Origin of the sequence: Roseburia inulinivorans DSM 16841 (assembly GCF_000174195.1) — a bacterium.
GTDB lineage: Bacteria > Bacillota > Clostridia > Lachnospirales > Lachnospiraceae > Roseburia > Roseburia inulinivorans.
The window spans coordinates 19,923-39,611 of record NZ_ACFY01000147.1 but is presented as its reverse complement, the minus strand read 5'-3'; the positions used below and the strand labels follow the sequence as shown (position 1 = coordinate 39,611).

Here is a 19,689-nt window from a genome sequence, read left to right as displayed (position 1 = left end):
CTATGCCATATTATTATTACGGATTTGACCCAACTTATTTTCTTGTGATTATCGGAGCAGTGATCTGCATGATCGCTTCCGCAAGAGTAAAATCAACTTACAATAAATATTCCCAGTACCGCAGTGCATCGGGAATGACAGGCGCACAGGCAGCACAGAGAATCTTAAATTCCGCAGGAATTTATGATGTGACGATCCAGCATGTATCCGGAAATCTGACCGACCATTACAATCCGTCTGCAAAGACATTGAATCTTTCGGATTCTGTATACAATTCCACATCGGTTGCAGCCGTTGGAGTTGCAGCACATGAGTGTGGACATGCAATCCAGCATCAGAACAGCTATTTTCCACTGACACTGCGCACGGCAATTGTCCCGGTAGCCAATCTTGGTTCCACACTTGCATGGCCGTTGATCCTGATCGGATTATTCTTTACAAGAAATACAGGGGCAGTTCTGATCAATCTTGGAATCATCTGCTTCTCTTTTGCAGTGATATTCCAGCTTGTGACATTGCCGGTAGAGTTTAATGCATCTGCAAGGGCATTGCGCATTTTAGGCGAGCAGGGCATTTTGAGTGACAGTGAGCTCCCATACACGAAAAAAGTGTTAAAAGCAGCGGCACTGACTTATGTGGCAAGTGCGGCTGCAGCTATTTTACAGTTACTGCGTCTGGTACTGTTATTTGGAGGAAGAGACCGTGACTGATTCTGTCAATACAAGAGAACTGATCCTCGGGATCCTGATGGAAGTGACAAAAGAGGGCAGTTACAGCCATCTTGTGATCCGTTCCGTGCTCGATAAGTATCAGTATCTGGAAAAAAAAGAGAGAGCCTTTATCACGAGAGTATCTGAGGGAACCATCCAGTACATGATCGAGCTTGACTATATCATCAATCGGTTCTCCAAAGTGAAGGTAAACAAAATGAAACCGGTCATCCGCAATATTCTGCGGATGAGCGTGTATCAGTTGAAATATATGGATTCCGTGCCGGACTCCGCAGTGTGCAATGAGGCAGTGAAACTGGCAAAGAGAAAAGGGTTTGGTTCTTTGAGCGGTTTCGTGAACGGGGTGCTGCGCAATATCAGCCGCAATTTAAGCAGCATCACCTATCCGGATGGGCAGAAAGATCAGATCCAATATCTGTCCGTGCATTATTCCATGCCGGAGTGGATTGTGAAACAGTGGATCAACGATTATGGCATGGAGCGGACGGTAAGTGTGTTGCAGGCATTTTTGCAGGAGGCACCGGTTACGATCCGTACCAATCTTTTGAAAATCACGCCGGAAGCGTTGGAAATGCGGTTGAAAGAGGAAGGCGTTACCACAGAGAAAATTGTCTGTGCAGATATGCCGGAATTAAACTATGCATTTATGATCTCCGGTTTTGACCATCTGAATGCATTGGAGAGTTTCCGTGAGGGACTCTTTTATGTGCAGGATGTGAGCTCCATGATGGTAGCGGAAACGGTTGATCCAGTGAAAGACAGCTACATCATGGATGTGTGTGCAGCGCCTGGAGGAAAGAGCGTCCATCTGGCAGAAAAACTCGGGGGAACCGGTATGGTGGAGGCGAGAGATCTCACAGATTATAAGACAGATCTTATAAGACAGAATATCGCAAGACATCAGCTTTCTAATATGCGTGCAGTACAGATGGATGCGACGGTTCTGGACGAGGCTTCCATTGGAAAAGCAGATGTGGTGATCGCCGATCTTCCGTGTTCAGGGCTTGGCGTCATGCGTAGGAAGACGGATATAAAATATAAGATGACATTACAGACAGAGCAGGAACTCGTCTCTTTACAGAGAAAAATGTTAGAAACTGTCTGTCAGTATGTAAAGGCGGGCGGAACATTGTTATATTCCACCTGTACAATGGATAAAATGGAAAATGAAGACAATGTCACATGGTTCTTAAAACAGCATCCACAGTTTGAACTTGTGAAAATGCAGCAGATTTTTCCGCAGAAAACATATGGAGACGGATTTTTTCTGGCAAAATTACAGAAAAAGGCGTGAGAGACTTCCGAAACTTCTGATGAATGAAGGAGAATTATGGATCAAAAGGAAAAGACAGATATCAGATCGCTGAATCTGAAAGAACTGACTGTATTCATGGAGCAGCTTGGGGAGAAAGCGTTCCGTGCAAAGCAGATTTACCAGTGGCTTCATGTGAAGCAGGCAGCGTCTTTTGATGAGATGACCAATATCTCAAAGGCGCTGATCGAAAAGTTAAAAGAGAACAGTCATCTCGTCAGCATAAAACAGGAGGCAGTACAGATCTCCAAAATCGACGGAACGAGGAAATACCTGTTTCTGTTAGATGACGGAAATGTCATTGAGAGCGTTTTCATGCGATACAAACATGGTAATTCGGTCTGTATTTCTTCACAGGTGGGATGCCGCATGGGATGCAGATTCTGTGCATCCACATTAGACGGTCTTGTGCGGGGACTGACACCCTCTGAGATGTTAGACCAGATTTATCAGATCGGAAGGGACACCGGCGAGCGGGTTTCCAATGTGGTCGTGATGGGAACCGGGGAGCCAATGGATAATTTCGATAACCTGTTAAAGTTCATTGAACTTCTGACCGATGAAAATGGATTAAATATCAGCCAGAGAAATGTGACAGTATCCACCTGTGGAATTGTTCCGCGTATGCGGGAACTTGCGGACAAAAAATTACAGATCACGCTTGCATTATCCCTGCATGCATCCACGCAGGAAAAGCGGCTGGAATTGATGCCGGTCGCAAATAAATATGAGATCCATGAAGTGATCGATGCATGTAAATACTACTTTGAACAGACGGGCAGAAGAGTTACATTTGAGTACAGTTTAGTGGGAGGCGTGAATGACACGGACGAGGATGTAAGGAATCTGTGCAGACTGATCAAAGGCATCAACTGTCATGTAAACCTCATCCCGGTAAATCCGATCAAGGAGCGCGACTATGTGCAGCCGGATGTGAGAGTGACAACGGAATTTAAGAACAAACTGGAAAAAAACGGGATCAATGCAACCATCCGCAGGGAGATGGGAAGAGATATTGACGGAGCCTGTGGGCAGCTTCGAAAACGTTATATGGGAAGTTGACTTGTTCTTTTACAGTACGTGTGATAGAATAAAGTGCGTCGGACAGAGTCCGCGCAGATAACAATGATAAGTGAAGTTTATGAAACATTCCGCATGGAATGCACAGATGTAGCAGTAAGAAAGGCAGGAATTGGTAAATGAAGACGTTTTCCATGACACATATTGGAAGGCGACGTGAGATGAATCAGGATTATATGTATACGTCTGAGAACGCAGTAGGAAAGCTGCCGAACCTTTTTCTGGTTGCGGATGGCATGGGCGGTCACAAAGCAGGTGAGTATGCTTCCAGATTCACAGTAGAAAAGATTGTAGAGACGATTGAAACATCCGGACAGACAGAGCCGGTAGCAGCAATGAAGGAAGCTGTGGAGGCGGCAAACAGAGGTCTTTTGGAAGAGGCGGGCAGGGATGCCGCCAAGGCAGGAATGGGAACTACAGTGGTAGCTGCCACAGTGATCGGAGATCATCTGCATGTTGCCAATGTAGGGGACAGTCGTTTATACTTAATAAATCACGAAGCTATCAGGCAGATCACAAGGGATCATTCTCTGGTAGAAGAGATGGTCCGTTTAGGAGAGATGGATAAAGCGGATGCGAAAGATCATCCGGATAAGAACATCATCACACGGGCGGTGGGCGTTGTTCCCGAGTTGTCCGTGGATTTTTTTGAGGTTGAGTTAAAGCCGGGAGACACAGTTTTAATGTGCTCGGATGGTCTGACGAACATGATCGAGGATGAAGAGATCAAAAAGATCGTGCTCGGACAGAGAGATATTGTTGAGAAAGCAGAAAAATTAATAGATACTGCCAATGAGAATGGCGGAAAAGATAATATTACGGTTGTGTTGATAGAACCATTTTCTGATGAGGTGAAGGAATGTTAACGGAAGGTATGTTTGTTGGAGATCGTTATGAGATCGTAAACAAGATAGGAACTGGCGGAATGTCAGATGTATACAAAGCGAAAGATCATACACTTGGACGTTTTGTAGCGATTAAAGTATTGAAACCGGAATTTTCGGAGGATGTCAATTTTGTGACAAAGTTCCGCACGGAAGCCCAGTCGGCGGCCGGATTAGAACATCCGAATATTGTAAACATCTATGATGTAGGCAGCGAAAATGGCATGCATTACATCGTGATGGAGTATGTGGAAGGAATCACTTTAAAAACTTATATTGAGAAAAAAGGACAGCTCACATTCAAGGAGGCTGTCAGCATTGCAATCCAGGTGGGAAGAGGTATTGAGGCTGCCCATAACAAAGGCATTATCCACCGGGATATCAAGCCGCAGAACATCATTATCTCCACAGAGGGAAAAGTAAAAGTCACAGACTTTGGTATCGCAAGAGCCGCAACATCCAACACGATCAGTTCCGATGTGATGGGATCTGTTCATTACGCATCCCCGGAGCAGGCGAGAAACGGCTTTGTGGATGGCAAGAGTGACATTTATTCCCTTGGTATCGTAATGTATGAGATGGTGACCGGAAGAGTACCGTTTGACGGAGATACGACCGTTGCGGTGGCGATCCAGCATCTGCAGGAGGAGATCGTTCCACCAAGTGCTTACGCACCAAATCTTCCTATCAGTATGGAAAAGATCATCTTAAAATGTACGCAGAAGAATCCGGACAGACGCTATGAGTCCATGACAGCGCTGCTTGCAGATTTAAGAAAAGCGTTGATCAGCCCAAATGAAGACTTCGTTGTGATCGCACCGGTTTCCCAGGAGAAGACACGTGTGATCGGGGAAGAAGAGATCAATAAGATCAAACAGGAAACAAGCAATATTTATCTCAGCGATGAGGATGTTGTATCACATAATCAGAATCACAGAGACAAATTTGAAAAGCGTGACCGCTTCGAAGAGGATGACGAGGATGACGAAGAGGCATATGATGATGATGATCTCGAAGAGATGAATCCGAAAATGGATAAGGCGATCACGATCATGGGGATTGCTGCCGGTGTCATCATTGTCGCACTGATCATTTTTATCCTGGTAAGCTTCTTCGGAGATTTTAAATTCGGAGGATCTTCCAACAAAGCAAACACTGAGACATCCGAAACCCAGACAGACGGAATCGAAGTGCCGGATCTGAAAGGTCTTACCTTCGATGAGGCAAAAGAACAGCTCAATGCAAAAGGTCTCGGAATCAAGAAGAATGCGGGAACCGTTGCATCTGACCAATATGGCGAGGGACAGATCGTAAGCCAGACACCGGATGCACTGACAAAGGCAGAGGCGAACACAACAGTGGAAGTTACCTTAAGCAGCGGAAAAGGAGAGGTTTCCGTTCCTTCCGTGACAGGCATGGATGAGACAACTGCTTACAATACACTGACAAATTCAGGATTTACTCCGGTAAAAGATTATGCATACAGTGCGGATGTCGCACAGGGAAATGTCATCGAACAGAGCCCAAATGCGGGATCGCTTGCAAAGTCAGGGGACAATGTCAAGATCGTGATCAGCCGTGGTGAAGAGCAGGCAGAGGCAACAAGTGTAGCAGTACCTGGCGTGACAGGACTTACCGAGGATGCAGCAAGATCTGCCATCCAGAATGTCGGTCTTGCCGTTGGTAATGTGTCAAGCGCCTACAGTGACAGCGTGGCAAGCGGACAGATCATTTCCCAGAGTCCGGTTGCAGATACAGCAGTGGATGCTGGAACCGCAGTTGATTTTGTGGTAAGTATGGGTGCAGAACCTGCACAGGAAGTAACGCCTACCACTTATAAGATCAATCTGAACATCAAAAAACCAAATAATGAATCCGTGGCAGCAGCCAATATTTATCTGTATGATGGAGCAGACGGAACAGGTAATATCTTAGAGCAGTGGACGAACCAGTCTATCTCCTTATTCGGGGAGGAAGGTCTCAGCATTTCCAAATCCGGAATGTTAGCATCCAGCGGTTCATTAAAGATTGACTGGCTTGGAGCAGATGGACAGCAGCTTGGATCATCCCAGATCGTGTCTCCAATCTCATTCAAGGCAGAATAATAACAAAAGGTAATATATGCAGGGAAAGATTGTAAAAGGAATTTCCGGGTTCTACTACGTTCATGTAGGAGAACCCGGAATTTATGAATGTAAGGCAAAAGGTGCGTTCCGCAATCAGAAGATCAAACCGTTGGTCGGAGATGATGTGGAGATTGCGATTGTTGACGAAGAAACAAAAAAGGAAACATTGAAAAAATCCTGCCGCGGAAAAATGAACTGATCCGCCCGGCAGTTGCGAATATCGATCTGGCGCTGATTATTTTTGCAGCGGCAAAACCGCAGCCAAACTTTAATCTGTTAGACCGTTTTCTGATCATGATGGAATATCAGGATGTTCCTGTGACAATCTGTTTTAACAAAAAAGATCTGTTAGAAGAACAGGCGATTGAGGAATTTGCGGGTGTATACAAAAAGTGTGGCTATTCCGTTCTCTATACCAGCGCGGAAAAAGAAGAAGGAATCCGTGAACTGCATGAACTGTTAGATGGCAAGACAACAGCGGTCGCGGGACCTTCCGGCGTTGGAAAATCATCACTGGTCAACCGTCTCCAGCCAAATGTGCAGATGGAGACCGGAAGTATCAGCAGAAAGATTGAGCGTGGAAAGCATACGACGCGCCATTCGGAGATCATACCGATCGCGGCAGACACATACATTATGGATACACCGGGATTCAGTACACTATATATTCCGGGATTTGAGAAAGAAGATCTGCAGAATTTCTATCCGGAATTCAAAGAGTATGAGCCATATTGCAGATTCAAGGGATGCAGCCATATCAGCGAGCCGGACTGCGGTGTGAAAGAAGCACTGGCAGAAGGAAAGATCAGCCCATTGCGCTACGAGAACTATAAGCTGCTCTATGAAGAATTGAAAGATGTAAAAAAATATTAGAAAAGATATTAAAATATCATTTTGCATGAGAATTATGTTTTCAAAATTACTTTGGAGGAAAAAGTTATGAATTGTTTATCACCATCCATTTTATCCGCAGATTTTGCAAATCTGGGAGAACAGGTGAGAATGTTGGATGAGGCAGGCGCACAGTATGTACATATTGATGTGATGGATGGAATGTTTGTGCCAAGCATTTCATTTGGTATGCCGGTCATCAAGAGTATCAGAGAGTGCAGCGACCGTATTTTTGATGTGCATCTGATGATCGAGGAACCGGGAAGATATATTGATGATCTCGCAGAAGTGGGAGCGGATCTCATCACAGTACACGCCGAGGCGTGTAAACACTTGGACCGCACGATTGAGGCAATCAAAGAAAAGGGACTGCTTGCAGGTGTGGCATTAAATCCGGCAACTCCGTTGTCTGCGATTGAATGGATACTTCCAAAGGTTGACATGGTGCTGATCATGTCTGTCAACCCGGGATTTGGAGGACAGAAGCTGATTCCTTACACCGTTGAAAAAGTTAGGGCGTTAAAGAAAATGATCGATGAGAAGGGTCTTAAGATCGACATTGAGGTAGACGGCGGCGTGAACCTTGAAAATGTGACAGAAGTCATGGATGCCGGTGCCAACATTATCGTGGCTGGCAGTGCAGTGTTCAAGGGCGATATTTCTGAGAATGTGGAACGTTTTTTAGATGTATTAAAGGAGTAGTATGAGACATTGCATCATTGTGGTAGGCGGATATATCAATGACATTTTTGCAAAAGAGTTCATAGAAAAAGAAAGACCGGAGCTTTGCATTGCGGCAGATTCCGGGATGAACTTTTTCTATCGGAATAAGTTGACCCCGGATTGGATCATCGGAGATTTCGATTCAGCATCCAGTGAGGCATTAGATTATTTCGGCGGACAGCCTGATATTTCATGGATCAGGTTAAACCCGGTCAAAGACGATACGGACACGGAATCGGCGATCCGGAAAGCAATTGCGCTTGGAGCAGAGAAAATTACGCTGCTGGGAGCAACCGGAACAAGAATCGATCATCTGCTTGGAAATATTGAACTTCTGGGGATCGGACTGCAAAATCATATTCCAATCCAGATTGTGGATGAGAGAAACAGAATCCGCATGATCGGGGCAGGAATCACGCTTGAGAAGGAAAAACAGTTTGGAAAGTTTGTATCCCTGATCCCTTATACGAACGTAGTAAAAGGTCTTACGCTGACCGGTTTCAAGTATCCTCTGGATCATTATGATTTCAAGGGCTTTTGTTCGCTCGGTGTGAGCAACGAGATCATTGCAGAAAGTGCAGAGATAGCCTTTGAAGAGGGAATACTGATCGTGATCGAGGCGAGAGACTGAGGATAGCCTGATTGCTGATAACAATAAAACAACAAAAATTGATTTTAAGGTTTAAAAAATGAGGCTGATATGGTATAATACAAGACTGTATCAGACTCTTTTTGCTTGCGAAGCAGAAGGAAATTCATTTTACAAACAAAGATTGAAAAGAAAGAAAAATCAGGTGTAGTAAAATAACATAGAAAGGCGAAAACCCTTGAAAACAAAGGATTTTCAGACAGGTATATTAAGATATGAAACTTGGAATCGTCGGACTTCCAAACGTCGGAAAGTCTACATTATTTAATTCCCTGACCAAAGCAGGTGCTTTATCTGCAAACTATCCATTCGCAACGATTGATCCGAACGTCGGAATCGTTTCCGTACCGGATGAGAGAATCGTAAAACTCGGTGAACTTTATCATACCAAGAAGGTAACACCGGCTACCATCGAATTTGTGGATATTGCAGGACTTGTAAAGGGAGCCAGCAAGGGCGAGGGTCTTGGAAACCAGTTTCTTGCAAACATTCGTGAAGTGGATGCTATCGTACATGTAGTACGTTGTTTTGAGGATACCAATATTATCCATGTGGATGGATCTATTGATCCGGCAAGAGATATTGAGACCATCAATCTGGAACTGATCTTTTCTGATATTGAGATTCTTGACAGAAGAATTGCAAAGATTTCCAAACAGGCAAGAATGGACAAGACACTTGCAAAAGAACTGGAGCTTGTAGAGGCAATCAAAGCACATCTGGAAGCCGGTAAGATGGCAAGATCTTTTGAAGTGCCGGATGATGAAGATGCGGAAATCTGGTTCAAAGGCTATAACCTTCTGACTGCAAAACCGACCATTTACGCAGCAAATGTTGCAGAGGATGATCTTGCAGATGACGGGGCATCCAATCCACACGTTGCAAAAGTGAGAGAGATGGCAAAGGAAGAGGGCGCAGAAGTATTTGTGATCTGTGCACAGATTGAACAGGAACTTGCAGAACTCGATGAAGATGAGAAAAAGGAATATTTAGATGACCTTGGAGTGACCTCAAGCGGACTTGATAAACTGGTAGCTGCAAGCTACAGCCTGCTTGGTCTTATCAGTTTCCTTACAGCAGGAGAAGATGAGTGCCGTGCTTGGACGATTAAGAAAGGCACAAAAGCACCACAGGCAGCAGGTAAGATCCACACAGACTTTGAGCGCGGATTTATCAAGGCTGAGGTTGTAAATTATCAGGATCTTTTAGATAATGGAAGTCTTGCAGCAGCCCGTGAAAAAGGAATTGTAGGCATGGAAGGAAAAGAGTACGTGGTCAAAGACGGAGACGTTATTTTGTTCCGCTTTAATGTATAAGAGATAAAAAAACGCATATCATTTTTCGAGGGAATGTTTCGGAGAATGGTATGCGCTTTTGTGACTTGACAGAAAAAGAAGTGATAAACGTCTGTGACTGCAAATGCCTTGGAAATGTCCATGATCTTGATATTGACGAATGTGATGGAAGGATACGGGCGTTGATCGTTCCGGGACCCGGAAAATGGTTCGGCTGTTTTTGCAGGGAGTTCGAACTGTTTATTCCGTGGTGTAAGATCGTCAGAATCGGACCGGACATTATTTTAGTTGATATTGATGAGAAAGAGGCAAAACACAAGGTTTAAAGAGAAGAAAACAGGAGAGACTATGTTAGATCAGAGTGTATTTACAGAGACAATCCATGAGGTGGCAGAGATTATCCGCACTTCTGCGACACCGTTATCAAAAGAAGAGATCTTAAGCTATTTCAAAGAGATGGAGTTAAACGAACAGCAGGAAAACATGGTTTTAGAGTTTCTGCTGACACCACATGAGGAGGAAGAAGCGGAAGAGGAAACGGAAGAGAACGAAGGCGGAGAGCAGGAAGCAGCAGACTGGCAGGAAACGTCAGATGCATCTGTGCTGGCGCAGAATGATCCTGACAAAAAAGAGGAAAAAAACGCAGAGCCGGATGTTTTACCGGAAACTAAGGTATTTCAGATGTATCTGGAGGAGATCAGCAGTCTTCCGGTATATTCTGGGAAGAAGCAGGAAGAAATGTATCAGAAACTTTTAGCAGGGGATGAGTCCGTGATCAATCCAATCTCTGACAGCTGGATGATAAAGGTGTTAGAGACCGCCAGAAAGCTTGCAGTGACCTCAGAGGGCTTTGAGGATGTCATTCAGGAAGGAAATATGGCACTTTTTTTAAAACTGACAGAACTTTGCGGATGTGAGGAAAAAACAGATGTTGAGGCAGAATTGCAGGGCGCAGTGGAGACAGCCATGAAATCATCCATTCTTGCGGAAGAAGGCGAGGATGAGGATGAGAAGGCTATGGTCGGTAAGCTGGCATTAGTCAACGAGGCAAAGAAGTATCTTGCAGAGGAGAATGGCAGGGAAGCAACTGTACAGGAACTTGCAGCATATACACAGTTGACAGAAGAGGAACTTTCTGATATCCTTTTATTGATCCAGAAAGCGGATCAGAAGGACAAATAGCATATAGAATCCAAAACCAATATTGGAGTGGACTTTTTTGGAGCAAAAAGCTCTATTTTTCGCCACACGACTGAATGTGAACAGTCGTGTGGTATTTTTTTGCGCTAAAACAGATATTTCAGCGTATGCGAGTAAGATTGATTGACAGAAAGAAAACAGAGGAGAAAAAGAAAAGATGAATCAGGAATTTATGAAAGAAAAACCGGTGATGCCGCTGGTGATCTCCATGGCGCTGCCGATGACATTTTCCATGTTAGTGAATGCATTATATAATATCATAGACAGCTACTTTGTAGCGCAGATCAGTGAGGATGCGATGACGGCGTTATCGTTAGTATTTCCGTTACAGAATCTGGTCAATGCAGTGGTCATTGGTTTTGCTATCGGAATGAATGCTGCGATGGCTTATTATCTTGGGGCACAGAAACAGCAGCTGGCGGATAAAACAGCATCGATTGGCATGTTATTGAATATGCTGCATGGTCTGGTGCTGGCAGCCATCTGTATTGCAGTTATGCCGGTCTTTTTAGGAATGTTTACAAAACAGGCCGGAATTATCGGAATGGGGGTACAGTACTCGGATATTGTATTTTTATTTGCAGTGCCAAATGCGGCAGCGCTTTGTTTTGAAAAAATATTTCAGGCAGTTGGACGCATGAAAACATCTATGTTTTGTATGCTGCTTGGCTGTGTGACCAATATTGTGCTTGATCCACTGCTGATTTTTGGAATTGGGATTTTTCCTGCAATGGGAATCCGGGGAGCGGCACTTGCAACCGGAATCGGACAGATCGTGTCACTGGCAGGGTATCTGACCGCATATTACTGGAAACCGATTCCTGCCAAAGTGAAGGTCAGAAATATGAAGCCGGAGAAGCAGCTCTGCAAAAAAGTGTATTCTATCGGAATCCCTGCAACGTTAAGCCTTGCGCTGCCTTCCGTCCAGGTGTCTGCATTAAATGCGATACTGGCTGTTTATTCTGCAAGTTATGTTCTTGTATTGGGTGCTTATTTCAAATTACAGACATTTTTGTATCTGACTGGAAATGGTGTGGTACAGGGGATGCGTCCATTGATTGGATACAATTATGGAGCAGGAGAGTCAAAGAGAGTGAAAGAGATTTTTCGGTCAGCATTGTTCCTGATCGTAATAGTGATGGTGATCGGTACGATTCTCTGTATGGCAGTGCCACAGGCGCTGATCGGTCTGTTTACAGGAAATCCTGAGACAATCCGGCTAGGCAGGGAGGCACTCAGGCTCATCAGTATAGGATTTATCGTGTCATCGGTTTCCGTCACGGTATCCGGCGCTTTGGAGGGGCTTGGAAAAGGGAAGGAATCGTTAGTCATTTCATTACTGCGTTATATCGTGGTGATTTTGCCGCTGGCATTTATTTTAAGCCGCCTTTTTCAGGCGGCTGGTGTATGGCACGCGTTCTGGATCACGGAATTTGTTTCAGCAGTGATCTCATGGATCATATGCAAAAAAGAGATTTTTCAGTGGGGCACATCCAGCAATGTTTCGAACTGGTCGATCGGAACAGGTTTGGAATAAAAATAACCCTGATACCAGGTCGCACCAAATTGATGAATGTAGTCGCTTACCTCCTGATTTTCAATTCCCTCGATACAGGTTTCGGTATTGGTACGGTTTGCGTAATCAACGATCGACTGTACCATAGCCTGATTCTGTGGCTTATGTTCAATATCTTTGATAAAACTCATATCGACTTTCAGCTCATCAATAGGTAATTCCAAAGCAAGGCTTAGGGAGCTGTTACCGGTTCCAAAATCATCCAGTGCAATTTTAATCCCCTTTGAGTGAAAGAAATCGACTTCATTCTTCAGAAAAGTCACATCGAGATCCCGGCAGCGCTCAGTCAGTTCCAGACACAATTCCTCCGGTCTGGCTCCGGTTTCTTTTAAAATCGTCATGACAGAGTCACGAAATTCTTTTCGCGACAATTGAGCGGCAGAGATGTTGACGTTTACGAAAAAGTGTGGGATCTTATCACGGATCCTGCCGATATCCTTTAATGCGGTGCGTAAAATCCAGTTGCCGAGGTCAAAGATACATGGATCTTCCTCTAACCACTCCATAAATATTCCTGGAGAGATGAGACCATAGGGCTCTAATTCCCATCGTATCAGTGCTTCCATGCCACGGATCTTTCCGGTCTTTGTGTCTGCTATCGGCTGGTAGAACAGGCGGAATCCCTCAAAATGGCTGGTCGCACACTGGTGGATCAGACCGATCAGCTCAAACTGTTTTTCGTTGTTGCCACAGATCTCATCGTTAAAAATGACGAGATCGCTATGATGTTCATAGCGTGAATGATTCTGCGCATAGGTCAGACGGCTGCGGACAGCATTCGTTTCTTTCATATAGGGTTCTAAGAAAATGGCTCCTGCAGAGATCTTGATCGGAATCCGTTTTCCATTCACTGTAATGGTGTTTGCCAGTGCATCCTCGATGAAATTGAAGATGTCACGGAGTTCTATTTTGGATATTTTGTCGAAAACGAGCACAAATTTTGCACCGGACAGGCGATAGGCATATCCGATATTGCGTACCATGTGTAAAAGGCTTTGTGCCACTTTGTTCAGGATATTATCTGCAAAAGCTGCTCCATACATGACATTGATATGACTGAACTGATCCAGCCCGATCTTTAAGAGTGCGGAAGGACGTGTGTTATCTAGTAATTGTGTGATATGGCGGTTCAGTGCCGGTTCCGTATAGAGACCTGTGACAGAGTCCACTTCATCAGAAATTCCATAATTATCATAGCGGATAATGATGATAAAAGGCTGCTTTTGTTCATCATAAAGTACACGCGCCATGGCGTTGAAACGGTTGTAGGAATCGCCATCCTGAATCCGGTATTCCCATGCGGTATCCAGATTCTTACCGTCAACCCGTTCTTTAAAACCACGTTTGAAAGTGGCAACATCATCAGGATGGATCTTCCGGTTTGCCTTTTCCATGCCGCGGATCGTATAATTTTCTTTCATGCCAAAATAATCCATCGCCCGTTCGGACCACCAGGTGATTCCGGTCCGAAGGTTTGTAATGGAAAGATATGATTTTTTGGAAAGAGAGGCGATCGCTTTTATCATATCTGGAAAAAGCTGGTCGATCTCTTCCCAGAAAAGCTGTTCATGATTGTCAGTTTTATCGTTTTTCATTCGTTTTCCCCGATTGACATACGCACGCATGTCTTTTCACAATGTACACATAACCAATAACTAATAAAGCTATTTGTGATTATAGCATAAAACAAATTAAATTTCGAGTTTTTTCGTATTAATTCATAGTATCTTTTTTCAGGTTCTTATTTGCTGTTGAAAGCATGAGTTTAATACGGTTCAACTGGTTTACCTCACTTGCACCCGGATCGTAGTCGATCGCAACAATGTTGGAATCCGGATAGCGGTGACGCAATTCCTTGATAACACCTTTTCCTACAACATGGTTCGGCAGGCAGGCAAATGGCTGCGTGCAGACAATGTTCGGAGTGCCGGTATGGATCAGTTCCAACATTTCTCCGGTTAAGAACCATCCTTCACCGGTCTGGTTACCTTCGGATACGATATCCCTTGCATATTTTGCAAGATCCTCAATGTGTGCAGGTGGAGTAAAATGTTTACTCTTCTTAAATTCATCAACCGCAGCAGAGCGCAGCCACTCAAAGAACCTGATGCCAAGGCGTCCGATACGTTTGGATTTCTGGCTGAAACCGAGGTTGTCTGCCTTAAAGCCTGTGTTGTAGAAGCAGTAGAGCAGGAAGTCGGTAAGGTCAGGAACAACAGCTTCCGCACCTTCGGATTCTAACAGGTCTGCAAGATAGTTGTTGGCAGCCGGATGGAATTTCACCAAAATCTCACCAACTATGCCGACACGCGGCTTTTTAATATCAAGACGCGGGAGATTGTCAAAGTCACGGATGATCTCACGGCACATCTGTTTGTATTTTTTATGGGATAAAATCTTATCCTGTGTAATAAATGCAATGATCTTCTTTTTCCATTTTTCATGGAGCTCGTTGGCAGAACCGGGAACTGCTTCATAAGGTCTTGTGGCGTATAAACAGCGAAGGAAAATATCACCAAATTCCAGAGCGTAAAGTCCGTGCTGGATAAGCTTTGGAGTGAAAGTGAATCCCGGGTTGCTCTCTAAACCGCTCAAGTTGATGGAGATAACCGGAACATTCGGGTAGCCAGCCTTTTCCAGAGCACGGCGGATGAATCCGATGTAGTTACTTGCACGGCATCCGCCACCGGTCTGGGAGATTAAAATCGCAGTCTTATTCATATCGTATTTGCCGGATTTTACGGCAGCCATCAACTGGCCGACAACGATCAGGGACGGATAACAGGCATCGTTATTGACGAATTTTAATCCGACATCGACACATTCCCTTGCAGGAACATCTGGTACGACCAGATTGTATCCGGCAGCATTGAAAGCCGGCTCTAATAATTCAAAATGGATCGGTGACATCTGCGGGCAGAGAATCGTGTAGTTTTCACGCATCTCCTTCGTAAATACCACACGCTCATAACTTGCAGGCACGATCGTTCTTTTGGTCTGCTTTTTCTCGCGGACGCGGATCGCTGCGATCAGTGAACGGATACGGATTCTGGCAGCACCTAAGTTGTTGACCTCATCGATCTTCAGACAGGTGTAGATTTTGCCTGATCTGGTCAGAATATCGTTGACCTGATCGGTGGTAACGGCGTCAAGACCACATCCGAAGGAGTTCAACTGGATCAGATCCAAGTCATCTCTTGTTTTTACAAAGTTTGCAGCCGCATACAGGCGGGAGTGGTACATCCACTGATCCATAACGATCAACGGACGCTCCGGCTGATGCAGATGAGAGACAGAGTCTTCTGTTAAAACGGCGATTCCATAGGAAGTGATAAGCTCCGGAATACCGTGGTTGATCTCCGGGTCAACGTGGTATGGACGTCCGGCGAGAACGATACCGCGTTTTCCGGTCTCTTCCATATATTTTAATACTTCTTCACCTTTTTTCTGCATTTCCATGCGGATAACAGCTAATTCCTTCCAGCCTTCGGAAACTGCATCACGGATCTCCGCTTCGGAAATGCCGAATTCAGAAGAACCAAATACCTTGATGAGCTGGGAGGATAAGGTGTCCTCATTTGTGAATGCCATAAATGGATTTAAGAACTTCACCTGACCGGAAGTGATCTCATCCACGTTGTTTTTAATATTTTCCGCATAAGAAGTAACGATCGGGCAGTTATAGTGGTTGTTGGAATCCGGGAACTCATTTCTCTCGTAAGGGATACACGGGTAGAAAATGAAATCCACATTCTGATGGATCAGCCAGGTCACATGTCCGTGTGCAAGTTTTGCAGGGTAACATTCGGATTCGGATGGGATCGAATCGATACCAAGTTCGTAAATCTTACGTGTGGAGGACGGAGAGAGTACCACGGAGAAACCTAGTTTTTTGAAAAAGACTGCCCAGAATGGGTAGTTCTCATACATATTCAACACACGTGGGATGCCGACGGTACCGCGGGCTGCTTCCTCTGCACTTAATGGTTCATAGTCAAAAATACGTTTGTTCTTATATTCAAAAAGGTTTGGAATGTTGTCTTTGTTCTTCTCTTTTCCAAGACCACGCTCACAGCGGTTGCCGGTAATATACTGACGGTTGCCGGAGAAACGGTTGATGGTTAAGAGACAGTGGTTCGTACATCCCTGACATCTTGCAAGCTTCGTGTCAAAAGTCAGTGCATTGATTTCGTCGATGGAGAGCATGGAGGTCTGATAACCTTCCTCATGGCGTTCCCTTGCGATCAGGGCAGCACCGAAAGCTCCCATAATACCGGCAATATCCGGACGGATACACTGGACACCGGCAATTTTTTCAAAACTTCGTAAAACGGCATCGTTGTAGAACGTTCCACCCTGTACCACAATGTTCTGGCCAAGATCTTTTGCATCGGAAAGCTTGATTACCTTATATAGAGCATTCTTGATGACTGAGTAGGCAAGACCGGCAGAAATATCAGCGACGGATGCGCCCTCTTTCTGCGCCTGTTTTACTTTCGAGTTCATGAATACTGTACAGCGGGTTCCAAGATCGATCGGATTTTTGGCAAAAAGAGCTTCTCTGGCAAAGTCCTGCACAGAGAAATTCAAGGATTTTGCAAATGTCTCAATGAAAGAACCACAACCGGAAGAACAGGCTTCATTTAACTGGACACTGTCAACGGTCTGGTTTTTGATCTTAATGCATTTCATATCCTGACCACCAATGTCGAGGATACAGTCAACTTCCGGATCAAAGAATGCTGCGGCATAAAAATGTGCGACAGTTTCTACTTCGCCGTCATCTAATTTCAGAGCAGCCTTCTGTAACGCCTCACCATATCCGGTGGAGCAGGAGTGTACAATGTGTGCCTTTTCCGGCAGTTTGGAATAAATATCCTTGATCGCACGGATCGCAGTAGAGAGCGGGCTTCCGTTGTTATTGCTGTAGAAGGAGTACAGCAGAGAACCATCCTCACCGATCAGGGCAACTTTCGTTGTGGTGGAACCTGCATCGATACCAAGGTAGCAGTTACCTTCGTAAGAAGCCAGATCTGCGGACTTTACATGATGTCCGTCGTGGCGTGTGCGGAAAGCATCGTATTCTGCCTGATCTTTGAATAAAGGATCAAGTCTTGCAACTTCGAATTCCATATGGATATCCGACTGAAGTTTTGTATGTAATCCTGCTAAAGTAGTTACTTTGTCCTCTTTATAGTTCAGCGCAGAACCGATCGCTGCAAAAAGATGGGAATTCAAAGGAGTGATCGCATGCTCCTCGTCTAAGTTTAAGGTACGGATGAACGCAGCCTTTAACTCGGATAAAAAGTGCAGGGGACCTCCTAAGAAAGCAACGTGTCCACGGATCGGTTTGCCGCAGGCAAGACCGCTGATCGTCTGGTTGACAACTGCCTGGAAAATAGAAGCGGATAAGTCTTCCCTGGTAGCCCCCTCATTGATCAGAGGCTGGATATCTGTTTTGGCAAATACACCGCATCTGGCGGCGATCGGATAAATTGCCTTATAATTCTTTGCGTATTCGTTCAGCCCGGTCGCATCTGTCTGGATGAGGGATGCCATCTGGTCGATAAAAGAACCTGTACCACCGGCACAGATACCGTTCATACGCTGTTCCACATTGCCGCCCTCGAAATAAATGATCTTTGCATCCTCACCGCCAAGCTCGATGGCAACATCGGTCTGTGGTGCATAGTGCTGTAAAGCAGTGGATACGGAGATGACCTCCTGGACAAACGGCACGTCTAAATGTTTTGCAAGGGTAAGACCACCGGAACCGGTGATCATCGGGGCAATCTGCATATCCCCAAGCTGTTTATAAGCTTTTTCCACCAGCAGGGAGAGAGTTTCACGGATATTGGCGAAATGTCTCTCGTAATCGGAGAATAACAGGTTGTCATTCTCATCCAGCACAGCTACTTTGACTGTCGTGGAACCAATATCAATACCAAGTTTATGAAGTGTATTGTTACTCATATCTTTCCTCCAAATTATCTCTTGTAAATCAAATCTATCAATAGTCTATGTTCACTATTTCTTCCTATTATATATATGTGCTCAAAAACCAAGCAATGTACATTATACGACAGGAAAAAACAAAAACAATGACAAAATAATCTGAAAAATCTAAACTTTTTATGAAGAAATTTAGCGCCGATTGACAAAGGTTTCCTGCATAGATATACTTTAGCTAGATTGTTTGAAAAAGAAGACAGTCCAAAGAGTATTTGAAAAAAAGGAGTAGCAATATGAACTGGTTAAATAAACTGGAGCGTAAATTTGGAAGATATGCGGTACCGAATCTGATCGTGTATCTGATCGGAGCATATTCCGTTGGATTTGTATTGAACATGGTGGCACCGAATATATTGGGATTCTTGAATTTCCAGCCTTATTACATTTTACACGGACAGATCTGGAGACTTATCACATGGATTTTAATGCCGACAGACAGCAATATCATTTTTCTGTTGATCATGATGATGTTTTATTATCAGCTTGGAACTGCGTTGGAGCGCGCGTGGGGAACTTTCCGTTTTAATGCCTATATCATCGGCGGAATCCTGCTGACTGAAGTGGGAAGCCTTTTGGCGTATGGTCTGATCTATCTGTTTATGGGTGGCAGTTTTGCCCACACTGCAAGCACAATGATGGGACAGATGATCAGTACTTCCTATATCAATATGTCTATATTCCTTGCATTTGCGACCTTATATCCGGATATGCAGGTGTTACTGTACTTTATCATTCCGATAAAAATGAAATGGATGGCAGCCGTATATGTTGTTATCATGGTATTCAGCGTGTGGGATACCTATCATGCGATTTATGCATATACACAGTCTGTATCCACTGCATTATGGTATGCAGGGATCATGCTGTTATGTATTGTGATGTCACTGTTAAATTATCTTATTTTCTTCCTGTCCACGAGGAATCTGAGCCGGTATACCCCACATGAGGTGCATCGCAGGCAGCAGTTTAAGGCACAGATGAGAGAGCCGAGACCGGGTTCCGGTATCGCAAAACACAAATGTGCAGTCTGCGGACGCACAGAGCTGGATGATCCAAACTTACAGTTCCGTTTCTGTTCGAAGTGCGAGGGCAATTATGAGTATTGTCAGGATCACCTGTTTACACATCAGCACATCCGAAGAGTATAAGAATAAAGATACAGTCTTTTTCCAGATGACGGAGAAAGACTGTATTTTTTATTAGTTAAAAA

14 protein-coding genes and 1 pseudogene are annotated in these 19,689 nt (G+C 44.6%); 13 read left to right on the top strand and 2 right to left on the bottom strand.

From position 1 onward, the window contains the following. Positions 1 to 2: 2 nt before the first annotated feature. The 12 genes and pseudogenes from ROSEINA2194_RS15340 (at position 3) to ROSEINA2194_RS15285 (ending at position 12,428) form a co-directional block, all read left to right on the top strand. Positions 3 to 710: a zinc metallopeptidase gene (locus ROSEINA2194_RS15340; protein WP_021923303.1), complete on the top strand. Its 708-nt coding sequence runs from the start codon at positions 3 to 5 to the stop codon at positions 708 to 710. Then, positions 703 to 2,025 (top strand): 16S rRNA (cytosine(967)-C(5))-methyltransferase RsmB, encoded by a 1,323-nt coding sequence (gene rsmB / locus ROSEINA2194_RS15335; RefSeq protein WP_007889467.1) that lies wholly within the window; start codon positions 703 to 705, stop codon positions 2,023 to 2,025. The genes ROSEINA2194_RS15340 and rsmB overlap by 8 nt, the downstream gene beginning before the upstream one ends. Positions 2,026 to 2,061: 36 nt before the next feature. Next, positions 2,062 to 3,105 carry a dual-specificity RNA methyltransferase RlmN gene (gene rlmN, locus ROSEINA2194_RS15330; protein WP_007889465.1) on the top strand — a complete coding sequence of 348 codons (1,044 nt, stop codon included), beginning with the start codon at positions 2,062 to 2,064 and terminating at the stop codon, positions 3,103 to 3,105. Between the two features lie 137 nt (positions 3,106 to 3,242). Then, complete coding sequence (locus tag ROSEINA2194_RS15325) at positions 3,243 to 3,989, top strand: Stp1/IreP family PP2C-type Ser/Thr phosphatase (protein ID WP_007889463.1); 747 nt, start codon at positions 3,243 to 3,245, stop codon at positions 3,987 to 3,989. After that, the gene (gene pknB, locus ROSEINA2194_RS15320; protein ID WP_007889462.1) at positions 3,983 to 6,112 is read left to right on the top strand and encodes a Stk1 family PASTA domain-containing Ser/Thr kinase; all 2,130 of its coding nucleotides are present in this window, start codon (positions 3,983 to 3,985) and stop codon (positions 6,110 to 6,112) included. Before ROSEINA2194_RS15325 ends, pknB begins: the two co-directional genes overlap by 7 nt. A gap of 16 nt (positions 6,113 to 6,128) precedes the next feature. Further along, positions 6,129 to 7,006: pseudogene (rsgA, locus tag ROSEINA2194_RS15315) on the top strand (ribosome small subunit-dependent GTPase A). Positions 7,007 to 7,072: 66 nt separating this feature from the next. Continuing rightward, positions 7,073 to 7,726: a ribulose-phosphate 3-epimerase gene (gene rpe / locus ROSEINA2194_RS15310; RefSeq protein ID WP_044928428.1), complete on the top strand. Its 654-nt coding sequence runs from the start codon at positions 7,073 to 7,075 to the stop codon at positions 7,724 to 7,726. A 1-nt stretch (position 7,727) separates the two neighbouring features. Next, positions 7,728 to 8,378, top strand: a complete 651-nt coding sequence (locus tag ROSEINA2194_RS15305; RefSeq protein WP_007889454.1) for a thiamine diphosphokinase — start codon at positions 7,728 to 7,730, stop codon at positions 8,376 to 8,378. A gap of 233 nt (positions 8,379 to 8,611) precedes the next feature. Then, entirely contained in the window at positions 8,612 to 9,712 is a 1,101-nt protein-coding gene (gene ychF / locus ROSEINA2194_RS15300) for a redox-regulated ATPase YchF (protein WP_007889452.1), read from the top strand. A gap of 50 nt (positions 9,713 to 9,762) precedes the next feature. After that, complete coding sequence (locus tag ROSEINA2194_RS15295) at positions 9,763 to 10,017, top strand: YlmC/YmxH family sporulation protein (RefSeq protein ID WP_007889450.1); 255 nt, start codon at positions 9,763 to 9,765, stop codon at positions 10,015 to 10,017. Between the two features lie 22 nt (positions 10,018 to 10,039). Further along, positions 10,040 to 10,873, top strand: a complete 834-nt coding sequence (locus tag ROSEINA2194_RS15290) for a sigma-70 domain-containing protein (protein ID WP_044928425.1) — start codon at positions 10,040 to 10,042, stop codon at positions 10,871 to 10,873. Positions 10,874 to 11,048: 175 nt separating this feature from the next. Then, complete coding sequence (locus ROSEINA2194_RS15285; RefSeq protein WP_007889447.1) at positions 11,049 to 12,428, top strand: MATE family efflux transporter; 1,380 nt, start codon at positions 11,049 to 11,051, stop codon at positions 12,426 to 12,428. Here the strand turns inward: ROSEINA2194_RS15285 and ROSEINA2194_RS15280 are convergent. Together ROSEINA2194_RS15280 and ROSEINA2194_RS15275 are read right to left on the bottom strand one after the other, a co-directional pair. Then, entirely contained in the window at positions 12,371 to 14,062 is a 1,692-nt protein-coding gene (locus tag ROSEINA2194_RS15280) for a bifunctional diguanylate cyclase/phosphodiesterase (RefSeq protein WP_044928422.1), read from the bottom strand. The two genes, ROSEINA2194_RS15285 and ROSEINA2194_RS15280, sit on opposite strands and share 58 nt — an antisense overlap. Positions 14,063 to 14,180: 118 nt before the next feature. Continuing rightward, positions 14,181 to 18,440: a 2-hydroxyacyl-CoA dehydratase gene (locus tag ROSEINA2194_RS15275; RefSeq protein ID WP_007889445.1), complete on the bottom strand. Its 4,260-nt coding sequence runs from the start codon at positions 18,438 to 18,440 to the stop codon at positions 14,181 to 14,183. A 272-nt stretch (positions 18,441 to 18,712) separates the two neighbouring features. Between ROSEINA2194_RS15275 and ROSEINA2194_RS15270 the strand changes: the two genes are divergently transcribed. Continuing rightward, the gene (locus ROSEINA2194_RS15270; protein WP_007889444.1) at positions 18,713 to 19,627 is read left to right on the top strand and encodes a rhomboid family intramembrane serine protease; all 915 of its coding nucleotides are present in this window, start codon (positions 18,713 to 18,715) and stop codon (positions 19,625 to 19,627) included. Positions 19,628 to 19,689: the final 62 nt, after the last annotated feature.

Bases quoted from the DNA above. Each gene is read 5' to 3' on its own strand.
- rlmN (WP_007889465.1), top strand. From the start codon at position 2,062: ATGGATCAAAAGGAAAAGACAGATATCAGATCGCTGAATCTGAAAGAA.
- ROSEINA2194_RS15305 (WP_007889454.1), top strand. From the start codon at position 7,728: ATGAGACATTGCATCATTGTGGTAGGCGGATATATCAATGACATTTTT.
- pknB (WP_007889462.1), top strand. From the start codon at position 3,983: ATGTTAACGGAAGGTATGTTTGTTGGAGATCGTTATGAGATCGTAAAC.
- ROSEINA2194_RS15290 (WP_044928425.1), top strand. From the start codon at position 10,040: ATGTTAGATCAGAGTGTATTTACAGAGACAATCCATGAGGTGGCAGAG.
- ROSEINA2194_RS15275 (WP_007889445.1), bottom strand. From the start codon at position 18,440: ATGAGTAACAATACACTTCATAAACTTGGTATTGATATTGGTTCCACG.
- ROSEINA2194_RS15295 (WP_007889450.1), top strand. From the start codon at position 9,763: ATGCGCTTTTGTGACTTGACAGAAAAAGAAGTGATAAACGTCTGTGAC.
- ROSEINA2194_RS15270 (WP_007889444.1), top strand. From the start codon at position 18,713: ATGAACTGGTTAAATAAACTGGAGCGTAAATTTGGAAGATATGCGGTA.
- ROSEINA2194_RS15285 (WP_007889447.1), top strand. From the start codon at position 11,049: ATGAATCAGGAATTTATGAAAGAAAAACCGGTGATGCCGCTGGTGATC.
- rpe (WP_044928428.1), top strand. From the start codon at position 7,073: ATGAATTGTTTATCACCATCCATTTTATCCGCAGATTTTGCAAATCTG.
- ROSEINA2194_RS15280 (WP_044928422.1), bottom strand. From the start codon at position 14,062: ATGAAAAACGATAAAACTGACAATCATGAACAGCTTTTCTGGGAAGAG.
- ychF (WP_007889452.1), top strand. From the start codon at position 8,612: ATGAAACTTGGAATCGTCGGACTTCCAAACGTCGGAAAGTCTACATTA.
- ROSEINA2194_RS15340 (WP_021923303.1), top strand. From the start codon at position 3: ATGCCATATTATTATTACGGATTTGACCCAACTTATTTTCTTGTGATT.
- ROSEINA2194_RS15325 (WP_007889463.1), top strand. From the start codon at position 3,243: ATGAAGACGTTTTCCATGACACATATTGGAAGGCGACGTGAGATGAAT.